Here is a 21,479-nt window from a genome sequence, read left to right on the forward strand (position 1 = left end):
TCCACGCAGAAAGAGACTACAGAAGGAAATACATTTTATAAAAGCCAGGCAGGACATTAGGATCCTGTCTGGTTATTTGTTACCACTTCCCTTATAGGGAGTCGGTCGGATAAAAGGCTGGTAATTTGCTTGTACGCATCGGTCGTGTTCGTTGCCTTGATTGTTAGCTTTTGGTGTTCAGGAAAATGCTCTGTCGAATGGTTATAGCGAGGATCATAATAAAATTCCAGTAAAAGACGAACAGCTTCTCTATAACGGCCACTTTTTAAGTGAAGTCGGATTTCTTTTGCGACGGGAGTATGAATACGCTTTTGAATGCGCTCAAAAGCTTCAATGAATTCATCAAAGTACTTGTCCGGCTGATAATCCTCTACGATATTACTCACTCTCTCTTCGATAGGGAGTTGGATAAATATTTGTCGTCCTTTGTCTTTTTTATCAAAAATAAAGGATGGAAGCACTGACTTACCAATCCGTTTACTTTCCCCTTCTACTACAACAAACGGCTCCGATTGAAAGCGAAGCAATTCATGAAGAAGAGTAGATTCAAAGGTTTTCTGATTCACTGGATTCTTTCCGATATGGCCGAAAATAGAACCGCGGTGGTGAGCCAGCCCTTCGAAATCAATGACAGGGACGCCGTCGGCAGCCAGCTGTTTTAATATCTTCGTTTTTCCCGTGCCTGTATATCCATTAAGAACTACCATTTCTGGGGAAAAGTCCAGCGTATCTAGTGTGTGAACAACCCAGCGGCGGTAGGATTTAATACCTCCTTGCAGGCGAGTCACCGGCACTCCCATCAGGTCAAGGACAGTGGCAGCTGTTTTGCTGCGCATGCCTCCGCGCCAGCAGAAGACAGTGATCGGGGTATTTAATTGTTTACAAGTATTAATAAAGTCAGGAAGCTTCTTCGAGAACAGAACGAGACCATGATCTTTCGCGGCTTCTGGACCTTCTTGTTTATAAATGGTTCCTACTTCCGCACGCTCTTCGTTTGTGAAAATAGGAATATTGATACTCCCTGGGATGGTACCTTCTTCGAATTCGATCGGAGACCGGACATCGACTAGTGCGTGTGTTGGTCGATCTCGTCGTTCCAGCAATTCTGTTAATGTTATATCTTGTAACATGGTATACACCTCAGTTGAATTGAACGGCAAAGCCGCGGAATACATCTTATTTTATTATATGCTTCTTATGTAATGGAGTAAAGGTTATCAGAGTTCCAGAGGATTACAACAGCTAGACATCTGTGTATACTTCATATAAAATAATACCTGGTCATAATATGAAATGATAACTATAAATAAAAACAGTGAGAGATTGTCTATAGGAGGAACCTTTTATGCGTAACGCAGGAATTTGGGGAATGGGGACGTTTACTGAGGGTAGAGAAATTACGAATGCAGAGTTTGAAAAGACGTTAGATACAAGTGATGAATGGATTCGGACGAGAACCGGAATAGAACGAAGAGTGTTTGCAGACGATGATGTAGATACTTCAGATATGGCTTTTTATGCTGCTGAAAAAGCATTGGATGATGCGGGAGTAAGTGCCGAAGAATTAGATATGATTCTCGTGGCAACAGTTACTCCGGATTATCCTTTTCCTTCGGTATCTGCTCTTTTACAAGAAAGACTAGGTGCTAAAAAAGCAGCTGCCATGGATATTAGCGCTGCATGTGCTGGATTCATTTACGGGCTGTCTACCGCAGACCAATTCGTAAAAACGGGAACTTATGAGAAAGTACTCGTTATCGGAGTAGAAAAGCTTTCTAAAGTCACGGATATGAGTGATCGAAACACAGCCGTATTATTTGGAGATGGAGCGGGAGCAGCTGTAGTCGGACCCGTATCAGAAGGAAAAGGATTTCTCGCATTTGAACTTGGTGCGGACGGTTCGGGTGCGAAGCACATCATGCAGGATCCTTATTTACAAATGAACGGACGGGAAGTTTTTAAATTTGCGGTACGCCAAATGGGAGAGTCATCCATAAATGTCGTAGAGAAAGCAGGGTATTCGAAAGAGGATGTTGATTTTCTAGTACCTCACCAAGCCAATATTCGCATTATGGAAGCAGCGAGACAGCGATTAGAATTGCCAAAAGAGAAAATGGCTGCTACAGTTCATAAATATGGTAATACTTCTTCTTCCTCTATCCCTATCGCTGTGGTGGAAGAGAGGAATAATGGTAAAATAAAAGACGGAGACCTCCTTGTAATGGTTGGTTTTGGCTCTGGCCTCGTCTGGGGTTCTGTTGCTATGCGCTGGGGTCGCTGATCATTCGGATGACTGTTATGGTAAGATAGGATATTCAGACAAAGGAGAGAAAGAGACATGGCTAAGAAAAATCGAGTGGTTATCACAGGCTTGGGGACTGTCAACCCATTAGGCCTTGATACAGAGTCGACATGGGAAAATGTCGTGGCAGGTGTATCAGGTGTTGGTGAGTTAACACGTGTAAATAAAGATGAATTTCCAATGAAAGTCGCTGCGGAAGTGAAAGATTTTGATGCTACTTCCTTTATCGAACGGAAAAACGCACGGAAGATGGATCGATTCACTCAATTCGCTGTTGCAGCCTCTTTAATGGCACTTGATGACGCAGATTTTGAGATTACAGACGACAATGCAAACCGAGTGGGTGTATGGATTGGTTCTGGTATAGGCGGTATGGAGACGTACGAAGAACAATTTAGAAAGTTTTTGGACAAAGGCTATCGCAGGGTAAGCCCATTCTTTGTTCCTATGATGATTCCGGATATGGCATCCGGCCAAGTGTCTATTATGACAGGGGCGAAGGGCATTAATTCTTGTAGTGTGACAGCATGTGCTTCTGGAGCTAATTCCATCGGAGATGCGTTTAAAGTCATTGAGCGTGGGGACGCAGATGCAATGATCACAGGAGGCACTGAGGCTCCGATCACAAATATTTCAGTAGCCGGTTTTAGCTCCGCAAAAGCTATCTCAACAAATGATGATCCAGCTACGGCTTCTCGACCATTCGATAAAAACCGTGATGGCTTCGTGATGGGAGAAGGGGCCGGAATTCTTATCCTTGAATCATTGGAGTCTGCTGAAAAACGAGGAGCGCATATTTATGCGGAAATTGTAGGTTATGGTGCGACAGGCGACGCGTACCATCTAACTGCGCCTGCCCCTGAGGGAGAAGGTGGAGCACGCGCTATGTCTATCGCAATAGAGGATGCCGATCTTCGTCCGGAAGATTTTCAATACATTAATGCACACGGGACGAGCACCCCTTATAACGATGAGTTTGAAACGACTGCTATTAAGAACGTGTTCGGCACTCATGCCGACAACTTAATGGTGAGTTCTACCAAGTCCATGACTGGTCATTTACTTGGAGCAGCCGGCGCCATTGAAGCAATTTTCACGACAAAAGCAATAGCAGAAGGCATTGTGCCGCCAACCATTAACTATAAAGAGCCCGATCCGAAGTGTGATTTGGATTACGTGCCAAATGAGCAGAGGAAGGCCGACATTCAGGCGGCTCTCAGTAACTCTTTAGGGTTTGGAGGACACAACGCGACGCTAGCATTTAAAAAGTTTGAAGCATAAGAAAAAAGCTGATCCTGGTATGCAGCCAGTGGTCAGCTTTTTTATACATTCAAGTCAGGTCATTCGCGATAGTTTCATGTCACGGAGAGGTGTTAAGATTGTTCTGTTGAATGGAACTTGACACGATGGAGTCATGTTCCATTTCTAATTCAAAAAATTCATGAAGGATTTGCCGGTTTTTCTCAAGATCAGGCTCTAACACAGCTCCTGCATGGCTGTAGCGTTGATCGGTGTAGGCATCTTCTGTAGGAATCCGCATCGTATCAATGTGGTCTACCGGATGGAGCATGATGTCTTTCCCCAAACCTATCATCTTACTTGTTGAAACATCGGTATCAAGATTAGGGCGTATCGCACCAATCAGCTGAGGAACCTTGACAACACTGCTGGCTGAAAATAGCTTGTCCTTTAATGTCCGTAAGATTTCCTGTTGGCGTCTGACCCGGCCAAAATCATTTTCGTGGTCACTTCTGTACCGTACATAGTTCAACGTTTCTTCACCATCTAAATTATGATTGCCAGGTTGAAAGTCGATATAGACGTCACCTGAATGATCGGAGTAATACATGCGATCTTCAATTTCGATTTCAAGACCCTTCGGAGCCAAGGTGTCGACCACTTCCACAAATCCATCGAAGTTCACAGTGGCATAATAATCAATAGGAATGTTAAAGTTATCTTCCACTGTTTCTTTTAGTAAATCGATCCCTCCGAAGGAAAAGGAGGCATTAATTTTATTGTTTTGGTGCCCGGGTATTTCTACATAAGTATCTCTCATAATAGAGGCTAGCTTTACTTCTCCGGACGTTGGCTTTAGATTAGCCAACATGATGGTATCCGTGCGAGCGGCTCCCGATTCTTTATCGTCGACTCCTACTAATAGGAAATTCAAACTCTCTTCTGGCGTTTCTTCTGTCTGCTGTTCATCATCTACCTCTGCTGGTGACCCTTCCACAGCAGGCGGGCCCGATTCTTTTATATTTTGGGCTGGATCCGTTGAATCTTCTCCCCCGAACAAATTGGTTTGAGAATAAACAATTACAGCTCCTGCTGTCATTAATATAAATAAAAATGTCCCTAATATACGTTTCTTCCTACGGGAACGTTTCCTGCGATCCGTTCTCACAATTTGACCCCCTCAAGCCTCTCATCGATATTATAACAAAGGAACGGGGTGGAGTGAATTATGACAGGAAATTTGTGTGAATATATTGCAAAACATCCCTCCGGTTTTTAATTTTATGATCGAGAATCGCTTGTTCAAGCTGGAATAAATAGTTTTTGTAGGAGGGACCGGGAGATATTCCTGCTTCTTTTAAATCATCACCGCCTACCCAGTTGGTTAAATCTTTTCTTTTGTGTCGGTAGTCTTCTATCATAGCAGATACATCTGTGTCTATAGGGTAGAGAACACAGGAAGTAAAGAGGAGAGCATGATCCTCTGTTTGGTGTGCTATGTTATGAAACATACCAGGTGTGTTGAAATAGGATCCTGGATAGTGTTCCAACAATGAAAAAATATCATTCACTACTTTCTTTTGTTGTCTCGTTTCGGCTGCCATTCTAGCAAGAGAAGGCTTTTTAAAATCTTCGATGTACAAGCACAGAGTAATAAAAAACCAATATTCTTTCTCCGTTACCGACCAGGACTGTACCTCAGGATGACGCAAAAAGTGAGTAAGGACGGCTTCGGAATACGTGCTCCACACGGCCCCTGGAAGGAAGGAATCAAGCACGCCTAATTCGGACAGTCTAGTGAACACCCGAACCGGGGAAGCGGAAGAAAATAAATAGCGAAGCTCGGTTATAATTCGCGCTTTGGATAATGCGGAGATCGAACCAGTGGATTGCCGTATGAAAGCCTCTGTTTGCTCGTCCATACGGAAGCCAAACCGTTCTTCGAAACGAATGCCTCGTAAAATACGAGTAGGATCTTCCACAAAACTGAGATTATGTAGAACGCGCAACCGCTTATGATGGATATCAGAGAGACCGTGAAAATGATCAATTAATTCTCCAAAGCGGCCAGGCTGTAAAGACGCTGCGATAGCATTCATCGTAAAATCTCTTCGAAAGAGGTCTTCTTTAATGTTGGAACGAGAGACCGTCGGGAGAGCCGCCGGCTTTTCATAGTATTCTGTACGAGAGGTCGTAAAATCTAGCTTGATCCCGCTCTCTGTCTCGACTGTCGCTGTATAGAACGTTTCGTGACGTTTTACTGTACCGCCGATTTTATTAGCAAAAGCTTCAGCAAACTCAATGCCATTTCCCTCCAGGACGATATCAATATCCTCATTCGGAATCCCCATAATTAAATCCCTCACAACTCCGCCAATGATAAAAGCATTCATCTTCATGGAATCCGCAAGCTCACCGACTCGTTCTAGCAGTGAAAAAGTAGGCTCGGGTAATAATTTTTCCATTTGAGGACGAATTGTAGAGGTTTCTTTTTTGGATTGTGACGATTCATGCATATGCTCAATAACATCGGTTCTAGATACAATCCCAATTATTTTGTTGTCTTCCATGACAGGTAGGCGTCCGATGTTATGTTCGATCATCAATTGCTGTATTTCTTCAAACGTGGTGGATGTCGTGATAGTGACTGGCTGTGATGTCATATAAGCTTTAACAGGAGCATGCCCATAGCCGTGCTGAGTCGCTTTATCAATATCTCGTCTTGAAATAATACCGACGAGCTGTCCATTTTCGTTCACAACAGGTAAGCCGTTATGGCCGTAATAAAGCATGTTTTGTTTGGCTTCTTCCATCGTAGTGGCTGGGTCTATCGTTTTAACAGGTGCTGACATAAGGTCAACGGCTTGTACGGCAGAAAGGACCATATGAGGTATCACATCAGATACTTGTTGTTTCACTTCCTCGATATCCCCGTTTTTTATGGAAGCCGAAGCCGCTTTCGAATGGCCGCCTCCATTGAAATGTTCCATCAGCTTTCCTAGTTGAAAACGATCTGTAGCAGAACGGCCGATAACAAATACTTTATTTTTCATGTCCGTAATGGTTACTACCACATCTGCTCCCGTTGTCTCTAACACACGTGACGTTATGCTGTTAAGGCTGTTAACAAATTCAGTCGTTGCAAAAGATGCGATCACAATTTCTAACCCATCTATCTCGACATGCTCGGACTCGTTTAAAAAATGCTGAAATGCCTGTTGTTGGGATTTCGACAGAGTTTCATCGGAAAATTGCTGTACAACATCGAGCTGCATGCCATGTTCCATAAGAAAGGCGGCTGCTTTTAAGTCACGAATGGTGGTTCCCGGATATGTAAAGGAGCCGGTATCTGTGTAAAGACCAAGCGCAAAAAGCGTGGCCTCGTATGAACTGATATCAACTTTTTGGTTCATCATTTCTTCTATGATGATGGTTACGGCTGCTCCTGTGTCTTGTATGATGTATGTATCCTCTGATGAATTCGTATCTTGAGGAAGAGGGTGGTGGTCATACACAGTGATGGACACCTTTTTTTCCTTTAACTTCGAAGCACCGACCGTACGCGTGATGGTATTCACATCCGTTAAGATAACATGAGTGATCTCCTCCCATGCCACTTGTGACTCGGAAAGAAATGAAAAACTATCTCGGTATATGGCTAAGTATTGCTTCACTTGATCGGACTGCAAGGAAGGAAGCACCATCTTTGCATGGGGGTGAAGCTTAGATGCAGCAACGAGGGATGCTAACGCATCGAAATCCATATTTTCATGAGTTAAAATTATCTCCATTTATATCCTCCCATCTCTCACTTACTGATCATTTTTTATCCGCATGAGCTGTTGATGAAACTCTTTTAAAGCGAGAGTGACTATCATTTCCGTCGTGTTTTCTGAAGCGTTTACTCCGACCTCATCAAAATAACGCATGATATCTTCTATTTGGTCTTTTTGTTCTTTGTAGAGGCGCAGGTGAGTAAAATATGTTTCATTCCCTAAATGTCTGGCTCGTTCATTTAATTCCCGAACAAGATCGTCATACTCCTCCATTTTCTCGTATAATTCGTTTTGTAATTTTTCCCGATGAGTAGTCATTCAAATCCCCTTTTGCATAGTGTAGTAAAGGCTGGCATCGCACAACCAATGATGTCCTTACTATTACTAAACTTTGGATAAGGAGCGGTGTCTATGACCGCGAGACTAATGATGTGGTGCACCGGCTGCGGCTTAGCTGCAGGCGGTGGCATTTGTTTAATTGCCTACCTTAATTATATCCCAGCCGGGTTGTCATTTTTGGGATATTTTATGTTTGTTAGTAGAAGAATGGAAACCATTATTTTTGCGATAGGACTTCTTTTAATGGCCGCCAGTATTTGTTTTCCGGAAAAATATAGATAGAAATACAAAGGCAGGCAGAATAAAACATTTTCTCTCTGACTATACTGTGGATACTACTGGATATCAAGGAGGGTGAGGACATGGCCCGGATCCGTGACGTATGGATAAATTGGTTTGAGGGAGAAGAAAACGGGTATAATGTATGTCCTTTTCAAGAATGGACGTCAGAAGACAGAATTGAAGTATTAGAACAAGCAGAAATTGTAAAAGTAACAGAACGATTATTTGATTTTATCGAAAACCGTATGGAGGACATTCCGGAAGAGCTCTTGCATGAAGTGTATCAAAAAAGTGTGCTTCGTAAAAACATGACAAAGATCACGCTAGATTATTGCTTTGTTATGTTTGATGGCGAGCGAGCATTAGCCATCGATACACTAGGTTATCAGACACCTATACGAAAAAGCCGTCTTACTACGAAGCAAGAGCGGCTCACGAAAGAAATTATGGAAAGTCATTCAGAGAAAAAGAAATGTTTTGATCTGTCGTTTGATCCGCCGCCGAAAGAATATCACATTCTTTCACCGCATCCCAAGTATATGGTTGGATTGACGCGAAAAGAACGACAATTAAAGCAGTTACTGTTTATGGCTTTGGATCAACTGCAAACCTCCGGGACCTCGGCTGAAACAAGATATTGGTACACAGAATGGAATCCTGCCGGATACGAAGAGGTGCAAATGAATGAGAAAGAGGAAGTCTGGGATCGTTTATTTGATGAAGTAAAACATGGATGGTCGGATTCTCATTATGATTTGTGCCAGAAAATGATCAAAGGACAGCCATTCTTTGAAAAGATTTGGAACATGCATCACGAAGAAGAAGTGAAATAACGTTGAAACATAGGAGAACATACCCGCTTCGTCTGTCTTATAAGGGAAGAGAAGCTTTACAGAGAGATAATAGTTTTCTATAATAGATGGTAGAACAAGACAATGAGGCAGGTGGACAAGCATGATGGATGGATTCGTTACTGTAGTAATGCAAATTTCGACAATCGTTTTTGCCCTCGGAACAGTGGGCATCAGCTTTTGGGTAGGCAAAGTGTGGCAGAAAGACAAAGGCTATTAAGATAAGTAAAACACAAGCGACCTGAGTGGTGCAGGACATTTGTGTTTTTAGCAGAAACACAATAGTTTCTGACGTAAAAGGATGACGAGCATCGCCGTTTCCACAGAACATGGAATACATAGGCGGTGTTCTTTTTTATTGGCATGCCATCTAAGTGGTTCGTACATTACGAACCATACCTTTCCTATATTTCAGGAAAAACCAGGGACAACCATGGCCGGTTATCCCTGGTTTATTTTGGTACGTGTAACTTTTATGGAGATAGGCGTCCCCATGGGGGCGGGGTCTCTTTCCTTCTCTTGGCGGCCTGGCTCTCCTTGCGCATTTCTATTTGTCTAGCTCCAGGTGCCATCGGCTCGAGGTCGCTTCAACCCGTGCTGCGGCGGCAAGCCACCTTGACGGGTCTCCAGCGCTTGTCGAATAGCGATTCTTCTGCTAAAAACGCAAACGACAGGCAGGGAACTTTTGCTTAGTACACAAACATAAACAGTCGATCTTCTGCTAAGATCACAAACGTCAGGATACGGATCCTTTGCTAAATACACGAACGTCAGTAGTTGATCTTCTTCTAGGACCGCAAACAGAGGTCGGTACGTCGTGTACTAGCTAACGCAAAAGTCAACGCAAAAGTCAGCATGTCCTGTACAAGAGCCTTTTGCTTTTCTTTAGTTATCTTCTTTTCCGGCCAAGGCCCATGGCTCGTTCTGCTTTCGCTAATGTTTTTGCAGCCACTCGTCCTGCTCGTTCTGCACCTTCGTCCAAAATCTTATCTAACTCCTCGGACTCAATGAGTTCATGATAGCGTTCTCGTACGGGGCGTAATAGCGCAGCCACCGCTTCCGCCGTATCTTGCTTAAAGTCCCCATATCCCTTCCCGGTATATCTCTTTTCAATGTCCTCTAGACTGTCTCCAGTGGCAAGAGAATAAATAGACATTAAATTAGCAATACCAGGCTTGTTTTCCCTATCGAAACGGATCTCATTTTCAGAGTCTGTCACAGCACTCTTGATTTTTTTTATGATTGTTTTTTCTTCATCAAGCATAGAAACAAATGCTTTCTGATTCTCATCGGATTTGCTCATTTTCTTTTCCGGGTTCTGAAGAGACATAATACGAGCGCCTACTTTTGGAATATGAGCCTCCGGAATAGTGAAGATATCATTATATTTGTGGTTAAATCGTTCGGCCAAGTCACGAGTGAGTTCCAGGTGCTGTTTCTGATCTTCTCCAACGGGCACGATATCGGTATTATACAAAAGAATGTCCGCAGCCATTAAAGGCGGGTATGTTAAGAGGGCGGCAGAGACAGCTTCTTTTCCCGCTGACTTATCTTTAAACTGGGTCATGCGTTCGAGTTCACCAATATAGGACACACATTGCATAATCCAGCCGAGTTGGGCATGTGCGGGTACCTCCGACTGAATGAACAATGTAGATTTTTCCGGATCGATCCCTGATGCAAGGTAGAGAGCAGCCAGGCTGCGGATATTCTTACGAAGCTTCATTTTTTCCTGGGGGACGGTAATCGCATGTTGATCCACGATACAAAAGAAACAGTGATGATCTTCCTGTAATTCTACAAAATGCTGAAGTGCCCCTAAATAATTCCCTAATGTTAATGTGCCACTTGGCTGGATGCCTGAAAATACTGTTTTCATGACGATTCCATTCCTTTCTATGTACTTTTAGAAAGTATAAAAGTATTTTATGTTTTCATACGATCTAGCTTCATTGCTTGCTTTCAAAAGGGCTTTTTGGTTTGATCTTGCTGTGTATTTCCATGCCCTGATCCTCGAAAGCAAAACGCTTGTGTTTTCGTGAAGACTTGGTGGTCATCCAAGTTTTCTTAAAAAGCGCTTTTCGGCTAATAACATCATAACGAAAGTCATGCGCCTAGTAAACAGGAGTCCTTTTTCAGAAGATAGGAAAGCATAACATTCATGGAGTGATGTCTAGCTCCAGCGACCAGACGCTCTGGAGGCCCACACGATGTGGGTGGTTTTAGTAGAAGTTCCTTTTTCTTTAGCCGATCTTCCTTACACACTTTCGCTTTTCTTATGCATGTCTTCCTTCGATATTGCATATAGTAGGACAAACTGATGAGGAGACTTAACATGAAGGTTCATATTCTTACAGCGGGTTACGGGAAAGGGCATGATCGTGCAGCCGAATTATTACAGAGAAGAGCTGAGGACCGTCAGGATGTCGCGCAAATTTTTCGGCCCTTGGAAGAACGGATGCTGTATCTCTTTCAAAGTAGCAAAATCGCATATAAATATAGCATACGGTTTTATCCAGACATTTGGAGAACCATTGCTGCGATGGAAACGGCATCTATACAGCCTGTCATAGGATGGTTATCACGCCGACTTGATCCGTCATTTATGACTATATTTCGTTCGGATTTTATTTTATCAGTTCATCCGCTGCTGACTGCTGTTGCTGCAGATATAAAAGCTCGCCATCGCATTCGTACCCCCTTATATAATATCGCCACAGATTATTGGACGCCGCCTATAACGAGTCACCCTATGGTAAATGGATGGTTTACCTCGAAATTGGATAAACCTTCTTTTATACAGTCAGGACAATTTGTATGTCCGACGGGACTTCCTGCTTTGATGGAGAAAAGGAAGCTCTCAAAAAAAGAAACCCATCTTCGGAATGGCTGGGATGGAAATAAACCACTGATTCTTTTGTGCGGGGGAGGAACAGGGTGGTTTCCCTACAAAAAAGTGCTGAACGTCCTTACAAAACGGGAGACGCCTTCAACGATCGTTATGATGGGAGACAAAAAAGCAAGAAAAAAGGAAATGGTCATTCGAGGCCATGATGTGTATGTCAAAACGTTTTCAGCCGATTATTTGGAATACTTGCAGGCCGCAGATTTACTAATAAGCAAAGCAGGGGGAATGACGATGGCAGAAGCGGCATTAGGAGAAGTCCCTCTTATCATTTATTCTCCGCTTCCCGGACAAGAAGAGAAAAATGCCGCACGGTTTGTAGAGAACAAAGCTGCCTATTGGGCGCACTCAACCCAGGCTATAAAGGTACAAGCTGATGAATTACTAAACGATCCGTTTAAGCAAGTAAAATGGAAGAGAAGACTCCGGCGAATGAAAGAGGAAAATAGTGTAGACACAATACTAAGTATCTCGAAGACTTTCTCATGGGAAGAAAAGAGGAAGGAGTATGAATGATGCACTTTTTTAGAAAGAGATTAACTTTCTTAGCGGTTTGTGGCATTATTCTGTTATCAGGGATGTATTATCAAGCAGCTACCACTCCTGTAGAAGAAGCAGTACGAGCGACATCTGACTACGAGACGGCAGGAGCGATGGAGAAAGCTCCGGATGTAAAGTTACCGGGAATGGACGGAGATATGTACACAGTCGGACAGTTTTCGGACAAACCGCTTCTTCTCACATTTTTTGCGAGCTGGTGTGATATCTGTCAGAAAGAGCTTCCGCAGTTATCGCAACTTTACGAGTCGAATAAAGATAAGTTTCACGTGGCAGCTGTCAATGCCACCTCAAAAGAGTATCGAAAAGAAGACGTCTATTCCTTCGTCCGGGAAGCAAAGTTATCGATGCCTGTGTTGCTGGATAAAGAAGGAGAGGCCATAGAGGCGTTTCATGTTTCGATGGTACCCGTCTCCTTTCTTATCGATACAAATGGTACGATCCAAAATACCTTTTATGGACCGATTTCAGCTGATGAATTAAATAAAGAGCTGAGATCCATTCCCAGCTCTTAGCTTGTCCAGCCTTCAGCTTGCTAGATAACAAAAATGAGATAAGAGGAAATAAAGTAAACGACAATCAGGAGAGCAGAAGGCCATGGGTACACTCGAAATGATTTTTTTCGGCCGCGAAGTACCGCCAACAATACAATTGTTCCAAGTACTAAGACAGCGCCTGCTGTAATTTGGTGAACGGTGCTGGCTGCTGCAATAATGGGCCCATGAAAGTAACCAATATCACTCACCGCTAATAAAATCATATTAAATAGGTTGCTTCCGAGAATCGAACCGAGAGCCAGGTTGTGATTATGAAGCTGAAGTGCAACGAGCACGGCTATTGCTTCCGGTAAGGATGTCGAAGCAGCAATCAGAAAACTTCCGACAAAACTAGAGCCCAGTCCGGTTTGAATTGCTATTTGGTCACCAGTCATGGTAAGGGCAGACCCGGCACCTAAAATAACAATGGCCGCGATGATAAATCCGATGACTGCATGACGAAGGGATATGGCGTATGCTGGACCTTCTTCGCTGATTTCTTCCTCTGCAGGAACCACGCCCTCGCCATTCTTATTGATGATATACATGCCGACTGCGTATACGCCGAGTATCAAGAGACTATCGATACCAATACCAAGAATGGAAATCTCTGTTTTTATCATCAAAGCAAACAAAGCCATTGCGGCTAAAAACATTCCAAGCACCGCGGTGTACACGTGAGAAAAGGACGTTTGTGAAAACAATTTCTCTTTTCGATAAACTAAATCAAAGACAGCAATAATTAGTAAATTGAACATATTACTACCCAGCACGTTTCCGACTGCGATGTCTGGATTATCAAGAAAAACAGCGGTTAAACTTGTCGTTACTTCAGGAAGGGACGTTGCTCCAGCTAGAAGCAAGGTACCGACCATCATGCCTCCTAATTTTGACTTCTCACTAATGACATCCGCATAAGTAGACAGCTTAACAGCTGTTACCACTGTAATGAGGGCGGCAATACCAAATAAAACAAATATCATAGCAATTCTCCTCTCCTTTTTACCAATACCCCGCGATCTTCGAGTTTTAACAAGTGATATACAGGGTGTTTAAAAGAACACACAAAAAAAGACCTTCTTATGAGAAGGCTGTACGTAGATACAGGAACCCTCTCATAAAAAGGTCTTGCGTGCGTTGTGCACAGCACAACCTAAACAAACCGAGTGCATTCAGCACTGTCATGACGATTTGTTTATCCTATTGGACGCTACTCCCCTTTTTATTCACAGTTTCATAGTAGCATGGAGTTCGTAGCGGGTCAATGACTTATTAATGGGAGGGGCGTTAAGATTATCTCAGGATGGAACCAATAAAAATTCTGACTCCCCAGCTGCCTGGTCATAGGGCAGCTGGGTTCTGATAGAGCGTGCATCTTATTCCATTTTGATTCATTTTTTATGTTTATGGTGGTCGATGACCCGGTAGCCTTGTTCGAGAAGGATACATACGAGAGTACCGAGAATGAGGCCGTTATTCGTGAGAGCCATAATAACACCTGGCAAATGTGTGAGTGTTTCACCAGGGACAAATAAACTGCCGATACCAATCATTAACGAAATCGAGATAATAAATAGGTTACGCTCCGTCAATTGTAAAGAGTGGTATTCCCTTACTCCGAGAGAAGCAAGACTGGCAATCGTAATGAAAATGACGGCATATCCAACTGGCGTCGGAATATTGGCCGCAAACGAAGTGAAAACTGGAAAAAAACTAATGAGAATAACAAGGACATTCCCAATAATAAACGGTAATCTTTCTATCGTTTTTGTCGTTAACAAAAAACCTGCCGTAGAAGAAAGAGGTACATTACCGACGGCTGCAAACAATCCACTCAGCCATTGATTGATCCCTGTAATGACACCGGCACGATTATAATCGAGCTCTCTTGATTGTGGAGAATGTGAACTGATGACCTTTTCTACCACTTTCATACTTGCAATCATATTTGTTAATAATAGCATCGCTGTCATTATAGCGTTAATTACCATTCCACTTGAAAGCTCTGGTATGCCAAAAGCCAATGGTTCAGGAAAAGAAAACATGTCCGTCCGCTTCGTAGTTTCTTTTGTCAGTCCAAGTAGATAAAAAAGTAACCAGCCGGCTACTAAACTAATGAGGATAGAATAACTGCGGATAAAAGGGATGCTTGTTTTCGATAATAGGATAGTAACGATTAATATACCAATAGCAGGTACAGCCACTTTGGCATCCACTTGATCCGTAAAATAATCAATCCCTAAAATGCCTTGGATGAATGACCCGCTTAATTGGGACACGAGAAGAATGAGATATGTGCCTGTCACCAACGGGGTAAATAATTGTTTTATCGTGTCAATCCAGCGGAAGAGACTAGCGATTAAAAAAAGTGTACCGCTGATCAGCATACCTGCTTCAAGCTGCCGCAGGGCACTTTCGCCTGTGAGACCTCCTGATGAAACCAATCCCGCATAAACGATGAACACTCCCCACCACAACCCGGCCGGCCCTTCCATTAAAGGAAGACGATGGCCAAACAGTACTTGCAGCAAACCTGCAATTCCAAGCACAAATAAAGTACGTTGCAGAAACTCAGAGATTTCAAGAGACGTCATGCCAAATGCTTCTCCGATAACGATTGGAACGACAATGGTACTCGCTAAAATGAAGGCGACCCACTGTAAGGAAGATAACACCAACCTCACAAGAATCCCTCCTCAACTATGTACTATGTCCTGCATTCTTGTTAAGTGTATCACAAAGCGTTTCAAAACGTACATAAATTGGACACATTTCCATCATCCTAAGAGTGTAAGGAATAGCAGGAGGGAAACAATGAGAGGATATCCTAATGTATACCGTGTGTTACAACGACTAAAAAGAAATAGAAATGATCAACAGAAACCTGCCAAACCTTCTATTTCTTTTACTATCTCTCTTGATGAAAATAAAAACATATTGAAACAGCAGTTAGGGGACAGTCCGGACGTCATGTTTCGTACGATGTCGATCCCTATGGTGAACCGGGGAACCCAAGCTGCTCTTTTGCTTTCCATAGACGGGATCATAGACGATGAAGCAATCCGTGAACATGTCATTGAGCCACTGTTAAAAAAGCCTGAAGACAGCCAAGGAAATAGGCTGAAAGAAAGGATAACTATCAATGAATGGAAAGAAGAAGAAAATGTTTATCAAGCAGTAGAACAAGTACTGAAGGGAAATACTCTGCTTCTTACGGAAGGATCGAATAAGGCTCTCTTAATAAACGCTTCTAAATTTGAAGTGCGTTCGATTGATGAACCGCAGGCAGAGCAGGCAATCCGGGGAGCAAGAGATGGGTTTGTGGAATCAACGGCAGTCAATATCTCCTTGTTACGTCAGCGTATTTCCCATCCCAGTTTGCGTTTCCAAACCATAGTGGTAGGAGAGATCAGTCGAACAACGATTACACTGGCCTACATGAATGACATCGTGGATACACAGCTTTTGAATAGAGTTCGAGAGAGAATAAAAGAGGTAAAGGTAGATAGTCTGAAAAGTTCTGGAGAGCTCGAGCAATACATCGAGGATCATCCTTATACGATGTTTCCTACCATTGGTAATACGGCACGGCCTGACAAAGCGGCCGCTTTATTAATGGAAGGGCGTATTCTCGTACTTATCAACGGAACACCGATATGCTTATTTATCCCGCACCTATTTATCGAAAATATGCAGAATGTCGAGGATTACAATTCCAGACCTTACTATGTATCGTTCATAAGGTTGTTACGATTTTTGTCGTTTATTATTAGTACAACATTTCCTGCTATCTATATTGCGGCGCTAAATTTTCACAAAGAAACCATCCCCTCTGACATGATCGTGCCCATTGTCCAAGCGCGTGAGCTGGTACCTTTCCCATTAGCTATGGAGGTTATCTTATCCATTATTATGTTTGAAGTCGTTCGGGAGGCAGGCATTCGATTGCCGCAGCAAGTAGGATCGGCCTTATCGATAGTTGGGGCACTTATATTAGGTGAAGTTGCTGTGTCCGCTGGATTGTTTGGAGCCCCAACTGTCATCGTAGTATCTATTGCTTATATTGCATCCTTTGTAATAAATCCGATTGCAGACGTAACCGCTCTCTTAAGAGTTTTCTTTTTTGCGGCTAGCAGCTTGTTTGGGGCTTATGGCTTGTTCGTGGCCATGCTTGGCCTTTTAACACACATGGTTTCGTTAACTTCTGTCGGTGTTCCGTATATGGCCCCATTTGCTCCTGTTTATTTCCGTGATTGGGAGGACGCCCTCATTCGCTTGCCTCTTCGGTGGATTAAACACCGACCGAGAAGCGTGCCTCACCGCCGCGATGAAAAAATTACAGCTTTACCAAAGACAGGTGGCAAAGAATGAAAAAGAAGCTGATTATCATGACAAGTTGTCTCTTCCTATTAACAGCTTGCTGGAACAACCAGGAAATCGATGATTCCTTATTCGTGTTAGGGGTTGGGTTGAATAAAGAAGAAGACAAAATAGTGATGACGACAGAAAGTATTAAACCGACTTCGACGGAAAGTTCAGGAGCTCCTCAAGGAGGAGGGGACGGTGGAAGCAACGTAATTTTACAAAAAGAAGCGGATACCTTATTAAATGGCGCCCGGGAATTTATTCGCTATGCAAAACGGCGTTTGTATTTTGCTCATACCCGTACTTGGATATTGGGAGAAGAATTGGCTCGAGACGATCATTTCATGCAGCATTTAGATATATTGAGGAGAAATGAAATGCTTCGCTTGAATAGTTACTTCTTTATTACTCCTCATGATCCTCTCGATATTTTAAATACGGCTACGTTGTATAGTGATCTGTCCTCGTTGGAAATCATCTCAGCGCTAGACCAAACGGAATTCATAGCAGAATATACGGTAGTAAAAATGCGTGAATTTTATAAGCAAATGGAAGGGCCGGTTCATAACGCCTATTTACCAATCATTACATTAAAGGAGAATGCTGGCCAGAATATAACCTCGTTAGAAGGCACGGCTGTTATTAAGAATGACAAAATGGTGGGAGCATTAAATATCCATCAGACGGTTGGTTTGAATATTCTCTTAGATAATGTGAATGGAGGAAGTATTACCGTACCGATACAGGAGGAAGAGGGAGAAAAGGCATCGATTAATATAAAATCAACGAAGGCTACTATGACACCAACACTTGAAGGCAAACAGTTAAAAGTAAATATTGATACAACCATTCGCGGCATTGTTGGTGATAACATATCAGGGCATCGTATTACCCGTGACTTTACGAAACGCATTGAAGACAAAACAGCTCAACATATGAAAAAAACGATGGAAAGTGTCATTACAGTGTTACAAGACGAATTAAAAACAGATATTATGAACCTCGGACTGGAAACGTACCGAAAATACCCGGAGGAGTGGAATAGCCATCTTAAAAACAATTGGGAGGACGTGTTTGCTAACGCAGACGTGAACGTGCAAGTTCATGCGGATATTTCTCATCGTGGGTTAATTAATGACAATGTGGACCGTGAAAACCAGCGCAGGCCATTTAATAATCCTTACCACTTATTACCGGGAATCTGAAGGAGAAGGTTGAATTATGGTGAAAAAATGGGAGACTCTTTTTTTATTAGTCATGACACTGCCTATTATGGGCCACGTAGTCATTTTGCCCCTGATGTTGGATGTGGTCGGACGAGATATTTGGATATCTGTGCTGCTTTCTCTCCCGGCTGCTTTTCTTATTGCTTGGTTTATCTATCGAATAAGACTTTTAACACCAAATGAAACATTTCCTCAATTGGTCAAGGGTATTTTAGGGAAGTTCGGTGGGAGCATGGTTATAACAATATGCACCATGTATTTTCTGTTTTTAACCGTATTGTCGGCCGCCGCATTGGTGGATTTAGTATTTATTGGATTTTTGCCTGACACTCCTCGGTTTGTCCTGTTACTATGGTTTATATTGTTTGCCATGTATGCAGCGAGCAAAGGGATAAAACGAATTGCTTTAACATCCAGTATTTTAGCCTTTATTACCGCTATAACAGGACATACCGTAACATTAATGGATCATCCTAAAAAAGAATGGGCGTATTTACAGCCGATCCTGGAATTTGGATGGGGACCCGTGTTATGGGGGACGTTAATTCTCATTAGTGTTTGGGTTGAATTGTTATTTCTTCTCATTATTCCATTTAAAGATATAAAAGCAAAAAGGATATTCCTCATATGGTCACTTGGCATTATTATTAATGCTCTGATGATGCTGTCTACATCGACAAGTGCTATTACGATATTTGGATTAGGACAAGCGGAAAATTTAGTTTACCCGGCATTTTCCATTGTACGTATCGTCGATCTTGGTTTTATTGACCGGTTTGACGTATATGCTGTCATACTCATGACGTTCGGGGTGTACATTCGTTGTAGTTTATACTTACGAATCGCTCATGAGCTGACGGTAGAATCCTTTCAAAAGAAGTGGAAGAAATACTTTGTTTTTATGGCATACACAGCTATCGTATTTATAGGAAGTTACTACATGGTGTTAAATTATTACCGCTTGGAAGGAATGATTCAAGCCTATGCGTATTCCTTCATTCTCCTCCCGCTGGTTTTCTTACTTTATGTCATTGGGAGAAGAAGACGAAAGAAGGAGGCGTTATCCTTCCCTTCATCTACCACGGAGACGCATCGTTAACCCTATCAGCAGAAAGCAGAGAACAAGACAAATACTAGCGATAAGATGCAGCTGCTCTGTATTTACGTGTTGGCTAAACATTACACCTAACAGGCTTGATGACAATATAGCCCCTAAATATCGGCTCGTTTGAAAGAGACCGGAGGCGGAACCGGTATCTTTTCGGTCTACATGCTCATAAAGAGCCGTCTGGGTCGAAATATTAGTAAAACCCGAGCTCATGCCAATGACAGCCATAATGATAAGTAACCATAGGATCGAAGAGTCTTCACGATAGGTAAGTAACAGAGCAGTGCCTGTAAGCAAAACAATGGATCCAATCAAAAGAGGCAGCTTTGAGCCATATTTATCAATGAGATGACCGGCAAGCGGTGCGGTAAATACGCTAAATCCTGCTAAAGCCAGCATCATTAATCCTGTTGTATCCGAGCTATATGCAAGCTCTTGTTGGAAATAAGCCGGCAAACCAAAAAAGTAACAGTAGTAAATAAGATTCACTATGATAAATTGGATATAAATGAGCGTAATATTTCCATTGGATTGTAAGGATAATACATCGATAAAAGGCTCCTCCCGTTTCCGTTCATAAATGTAGAACAATGTCAGCCCCATCCCAAACGTGAATAGGGCCCAAAGATTTAGTCCTTCCTCCATCGATAATAGAAACAAGATGAGTCCGGTCACCGTTCCGATAAACAGAATGATGCCTATTACATCTATTCGCTTCAGGTTTGCTTTTCCTTTTTTGCTTCCAGGCAAGACAAATAGAGCTAAAGTAAACGATAGAATCACGAACGGGAAATTAATCAGGAAAATAGACGGCCAATCCCAAGAAGCGATTAGAAATCCACCGATAGACGGGCCAAAAGCAGCGGACGTAGTCGCAAATATGGAGAGAAGAGCGAGTGCTCGACCTTGTTTTTCTGTAATGTAAGTACGTACTAATGACATCCCGGCTGGAAAGAGTGTAGAACTCCCAATTGCCTGCAGAGCACGACAACCTAGTAGAAACGAAAAGCTAGGAGAAAAAGGAGCGAGTATCGAAGCGGCTGCTACGATGAGAAGGCCGCTTAAGAATAAACGTTTAGCACCGAACATATCACTTAATTTGCCCATGACAGGCTGACCGGCAGCACTGAATAAATAAAATATGGAAATTAGCCATGAAGCATCAGCAAAGGAGAGAGCGAATTCATTTTGCATTCTCGTCACTGCAACGGCGATCATGGATGAATTTAAAGGGTTTAATAACGTTCCAAGACCAATCGTAAGAACTAAGAGCCACGGTTTTTGAATGGAAGACATGTGTTTTCACCTATTTCGAAAGGAGTGATATACTTGGCATTCATATGTGTTATCAATCGTTCACAAGATATCTATAGAATCTAAGAATCTCTTTTGTATACTGAGTATAGCATGAATGATGATGAAGCAAAGACAATGGATACAAGTGTTATTCAGCTGGAGGTTGGTTCAGGTGAGGAATGAAAGGATCGACCTATCATGTAGGAGGAGGGAGAAAAATGAATTACAGTAAAACATTATTAAGGGTTTCTGCGCTGTTTGCTTTAATTGGTGTATTTATCGGTTCACACATGGCCGGGGCAGGATCATATGCGTTTCGACCGGTTCATGCTCATATTCTCGTTGTAGGCTGGCTAAGTCTGTTTGCGTGGGCTGTGTTCTATAAAGTGTTTTACCAGCAACATAGTTTACTAGCTTCTATCCAGGTGTGGTCTGCCATCATTGGCTCCATTGGCTTGACAGCCGGGATGTGGCTCCACATGGTCGGCCCATTTCCATTACCTGAGCTATTTACGCTGCTATTCTACATCATCGGAGGCTCGATTCTTCTTATTAGTTTTGTTCTTTTCCTTATCTTAACCTTTACATACAAGGAACAGTAATGGTTGTTTTTCTAACATTCATGGAGTGATGTCTAGCTCCAGCGCCTACTCGCTCGAGGTTCCTTCGGTCCGTCCATGGAAAGGGGAGAGCGCC

18 protein-coding genes are annotated in these 21,479 nt (G+C 42.7%); 10 read left to right on the forward strand and 8 right to left on the reverse strand.

Annotated elements, in window-relative coordinates:
- Window positions 1–56 precede the first annotated feature (56 nt).
- On the reverse strand, window positions 57–1,130 hold the full coding sequence (gene mnmH / locus BM095_RS09050) for a tRNA 2-selenouridine(34) synthase MnmH (protein ID WP_091660533.1): 1,074 nt from the start codon (window positions 1,128–1,130) through the stop codon (window positions 57–59).
- A 215-nt stretch (window positions 1,131–1,345) separates the two neighbouring features.
- On the opposite strand from mnmH, the gene BM095_RS09055 reads away from it, so the two are divergent.
- On the forward strand, window positions 1,346–2,281 hold the full coding sequence (locus BM095_RS09055; protein ID WP_091660535.1) for a beta-ketoacyl-ACP synthase III: 936 nt from the start codon (window positions 1,346–1,348) through the stop codon (window positions 2,279–2,281).
- Between the two features lie 57 nt (window positions 2,282–2,338).
- Window positions 2,339–3,583, forward strand: coding sequence for a beta-ketoacyl-ACP synthase II (gene fabF / locus BM095_RS09060; RefSeq protein ID WP_091660537.1), 1,245 nt, complete (start codon window positions 2,339–2,341; stop codon window positions 3,581–3,583).
- A gap of 79 nt (window positions 3,584–3,662) precedes the next feature.
- On the opposite strand, the gene BM095_RS09065 is transcribed toward fabF, so the two are convergent.
- From BM095_RS09065 to BM095_RS09075, 3 genes are read right to left on the reverse strand one after another with little or no spacing between them, the layout of a single operon-like run.
- Complete coding sequence (locus tag BM095_RS09065; RefSeq protein WP_245757859.1) at window positions 3,663–4,709, reverse strand: LCP family protein; 1,047 nt, start codon at window positions 4,707–4,709, stop codon at window positions 3,663–3,665.
- A gap of 58 nt (window positions 4,710–4,767) precedes the next feature.
- A complete protein-coding gene (locus BM095_RS09070; RefSeq protein WP_091660539.1) occupies window positions 4,768–7,332 on the reverse strand; it encodes a CBS domain-containing protein in 2,565 nt (854 codons plus the stop codon).
- Window positions 7,333–7,353: 21 nt separating this feature from the next.
- Complete coding sequence (locus tag BM095_RS09075; RefSeq protein WP_091660542.1) at window positions 7,354–7,635, reverse strand: hypothetical protein; 282 nt, start codon at window positions 7,633–7,635, stop codon at window positions 7,354–7,356.
- A 93-nt stretch (window positions 7,636–7,728) separates the two neighbouring features.
- On the opposite strand from BM095_RS09075, the gene BM095_RS09080 reads away from it, so the two are divergent.
- A complete protein-coding gene (locus BM095_RS09080; protein ID WP_091660545.1) occupies window positions 7,729–7,938 on the forward strand; it encodes a hypothetical protein in 210 nt (69 codons plus the stop codon).
- 80 nt (window positions 7,939–8,018) lie between these two features.
- Window positions 8,019–8,771 carry a DUF3603 family protein gene (locus BM095_RS09085; protein ID WP_091660547.1) on the forward strand — a complete coding sequence of 251 codons (753 nt, stop codon included), beginning with the start codon at window positions 8,019–8,021 and terminating at the stop codon, window positions 8,769–8,771.
- Window positions 8,772–9,678: 907 nt separating this feature from the next.
- Here the strand turns inward: BM095_RS09085 and trpS are convergent.
- Window positions 9,679–10,668 (reverse strand): tryptophan--tRNA ligase, encoded by a 990-nt coding sequence (trpS, locus tag BM095_RS09090; protein ID WP_091660550.1) that lies wholly within the window; start codon window positions 10,666–10,668, stop codon window positions 9,679–9,681.
- Window positions 10,669–11,124: 456 nt separating this feature from the next.
- Between trpS and BM095_RS09095 the strand changes: the two genes are divergently transcribed.
- Together BM095_RS09095 and BM095_RS09100 are read left to right on the forward strand one after the other, a co-directional pair.
- Window positions 11,125–12,210 carry a glycosyltransferase gene (locus tag BM095_RS09095; RefSeq protein WP_177194759.1) on the forward strand — a complete coding sequence of 362 codons (1,086 nt, stop codon included), beginning with the start codon at window positions 11,125–11,127 and terminating at the stop codon, window positions 12,208–12,210.
- On the forward strand, window positions 12,207–12,767 hold the full coding sequence (locus BM095_RS09100; RefSeq protein ID WP_091660555.1) for a TlpA family protein disulfide reductase: 561 nt from the start codon (window positions 12,207–12,209) through the stop codon (window positions 12,765–12,767). Before BM095_RS09095 ends, BM095_RS09100 begins: the two co-directional genes overlap by 4 nt.
- A 20-nt stretch (window positions 12,768–12,787) precedes the next feature.
- Here BM095_RS09100 and BM095_RS09105 read toward each other — a convergent pair whose 3' ends face one another.
- Together BM095_RS09105 and BM095_RS09110 are read right to left on the reverse strand one after the other, a co-directional pair.
- Window positions 12,788–13,771 carry a sodium:calcium antiporter gene (locus tag BM095_RS09105; protein WP_091660558.1) on the reverse strand — a complete coding sequence of 328 codons (984 nt, stop codon included), beginning with the start codon at window positions 13,769–13,771 and terminating at the stop codon, window positions 12,788–12,790.
- Window positions 13,772–14,179: 408 nt separating this feature from the next.
- The gene (locus BM095_RS09110) at window positions 14,180–15,472 is read right to left on the reverse strand and encodes a purine/pyrimidine permease (protein WP_091660990.1); all 1,293 of its coding nucleotides are present in this window, start codon (window positions 15,470–15,472) and stop codon (window positions 14,180–14,182) included.
- A 130-nt stretch (window positions 15,473–15,602) separates the two neighbouring features.
- Here BM095_RS09110 and BM095_RS09115 point away from each other — a divergent pair, with 130 nt between their 5' ends.
- From BM095_RS09115 to BM095_RS09125, 3 genes are read left to right on the forward strand one after another with little or no spacing between them, the layout of a single operon-like run.
- Entirely contained in the window at window positions 15,603–17,159 is a 1,557-nt protein-coding gene (locus tag BM095_RS09115) for a spore germination protein (RefSeq protein ID WP_177194760.1), read from the forward strand.
- Window positions 17,156–18,358: a Ger(x)C family spore germination protein gene (locus tag BM095_RS09120; RefSeq protein WP_091660564.1), complete on the forward strand. Its 1,203-nt coding sequence runs from the start codon at window positions 17,156–17,158 to the stop codon at window positions 18,356–18,358. Before BM095_RS09115 ends, BM095_RS09120 begins: the two co-directional genes overlap by 4 nt.
- A 16-nt stretch (window positions 18,359–18,374) precedes the next feature.
- Complete coding sequence (locus tag BM095_RS09125) at window positions 18,375–19,478, forward strand: GerAB/ArcD/ProY family transporter (protein WP_091660566.1); 1,104 nt, start codon at window positions 18,375–18,377, stop codon at window positions 19,476–19,478.
- On the opposite strand, the gene BM095_RS09130 is transcribed toward BM095_RS09125, so the two are convergent.
- Entirely contained in the window at window positions 19,452–20,783 is a 1,332-nt protein-coding gene (locus BM095_RS09130; RefSeq protein WP_091660569.1) for an MFS transporter, read from the reverse strand. The genes BM095_RS09125 and BM095_RS09130 overlap by 27 nt on opposite strands.
- Before the next feature lie 218 nt (window positions 20,784–21,001).
- On the opposite strand from BM095_RS09130, the gene BM095_RS09135 reads away from it, so the two are divergent.
- A complete protein-coding gene (locus BM095_RS09135) occupies window positions 21,002–21,385 on the forward strand; it encodes a hypothetical protein (RefSeq protein ID WP_091660573.1) in 384 nt (127 codons plus the stop codon).
- Window positions 21,386–21,479 lie beyond the last annotated feature (94 nt).

This window comes from Alteribacillus iranensis, assembly GCF_900113025.1.
Classification (GTDB): domain Bacteria; phylum Bacillota; class Bacilli; order Bacillales; family Marinococcaceae; genus Alteribacillus_A; species Alteribacillus_A iranensis.

Excerpts from the sequence above, each read along its gene's own strand:
- mnmH (WP_091660533.1), bottom strand. The coding sequence starts at position 1,130 with ATGTTACAAGATATAACATTAACAGAATTGCTGGAACGACGAGATCGA.
- BM095_RS09055 (WP_091660535.1), top strand. The coding sequence starts at position 1,346 with ATGCGTAACGCAGGAATTTGGGGAATGGGGACGTTTACTGAGGGTAGA.
- fabF (WP_091660537.1), top strand. The coding sequence starts at position 2,339 with ATGGCTAAGAAAAATCGAGTGGTTATCACAGGCTTGGGGACTGTCAAC.
- BM095_RS09070 (WP_091660539.1), bottom strand. The coding sequence starts at position 7,332 with ATGGAGATAATTTTAACTCATGAAAATATGGATTTCGATGCGTTAGCA.
- BM095_RS09075 (WP_091660542.1), bottom strand. The coding sequence starts at position 7,635 with ATGACTACTCATCGGGAAAAATTACAAAACGAATTATACGAGAAAATG.
- BM095_RS09080 (WP_091660545.1), top strand. The coding sequence starts at position 7,729 with ATGACCGCGAGACTAATGATGTGGTGCACCGGCTGCGGCTTAGCTGCA.
- BM095_RS09085 (WP_091660547.1), top strand. The coding sequence starts at position 8,019 with ATGGCCCGGATCCGTGACGTATGGATAAATTGGTTTGAGGGAGAAGAA.
- trpS (WP_091660550.1), bottom strand. The coding sequence starts at position 10,668 with ATGAAAACAGTATTTTCAGGCATCCAGCCAAGTGGCACATTAACATTA.
- BM095_RS09095 (WP_177194759.1), top strand. The coding sequence starts at position 11,125 with ATGAAGGTTCATATTCTTACAGCGGGTTACGGGAAAGGGCATGATCGT.
- BM095_RS09100 (WP_091660555.1), top strand. The coding sequence starts at position 12,207 with ATGATGCACTTTTTTAGAAAGAGATTAACTTTCTTAGCGGTTTGTGGC.
- BM095_RS09105 (WP_091660558.1), bottom strand. The coding sequence starts at position 13,771 with ATGATATTTGTTTTATTTGGTATTGCCGCCCTCATTACAGTGGTAACA.
- BM095_RS09115 (WP_177194760.1), top strand. The coding sequence starts at position 15,603 with ATGAGAGGATATCCTAATGTATACCGTGTGTTACAACGACTAAAAAGA.
- BM095_RS09120 (WP_091660564.1), top strand. The coding sequence starts at position 17,156 with ATGAAAAAGAAGCTGATTATCATGACAAGTTGTCTCTTCCTATTAACA.
- BM095_RS09125 (WP_091660566.1), top strand. The coding sequence starts at position 18,375 with ATGGTGAAAAAATGGGAGACTCTTTTTTTATTAGTCATGACACTGCCT.
- BM095_RS09130 (WP_091660569.1), bottom strand. The coding sequence starts at position 20,783 with ATGTCTTCCATTCAAAAACCGTGGCTCTTAGTTCTTACGATTGGTCTT.
- BM095_RS09135 (WP_091660573.1), top strand. The coding sequence starts at position 21,002 with ATGAATTACAGTAAAACATTATTAAGGGTTTCTGCGCTGTTTGCTTTA.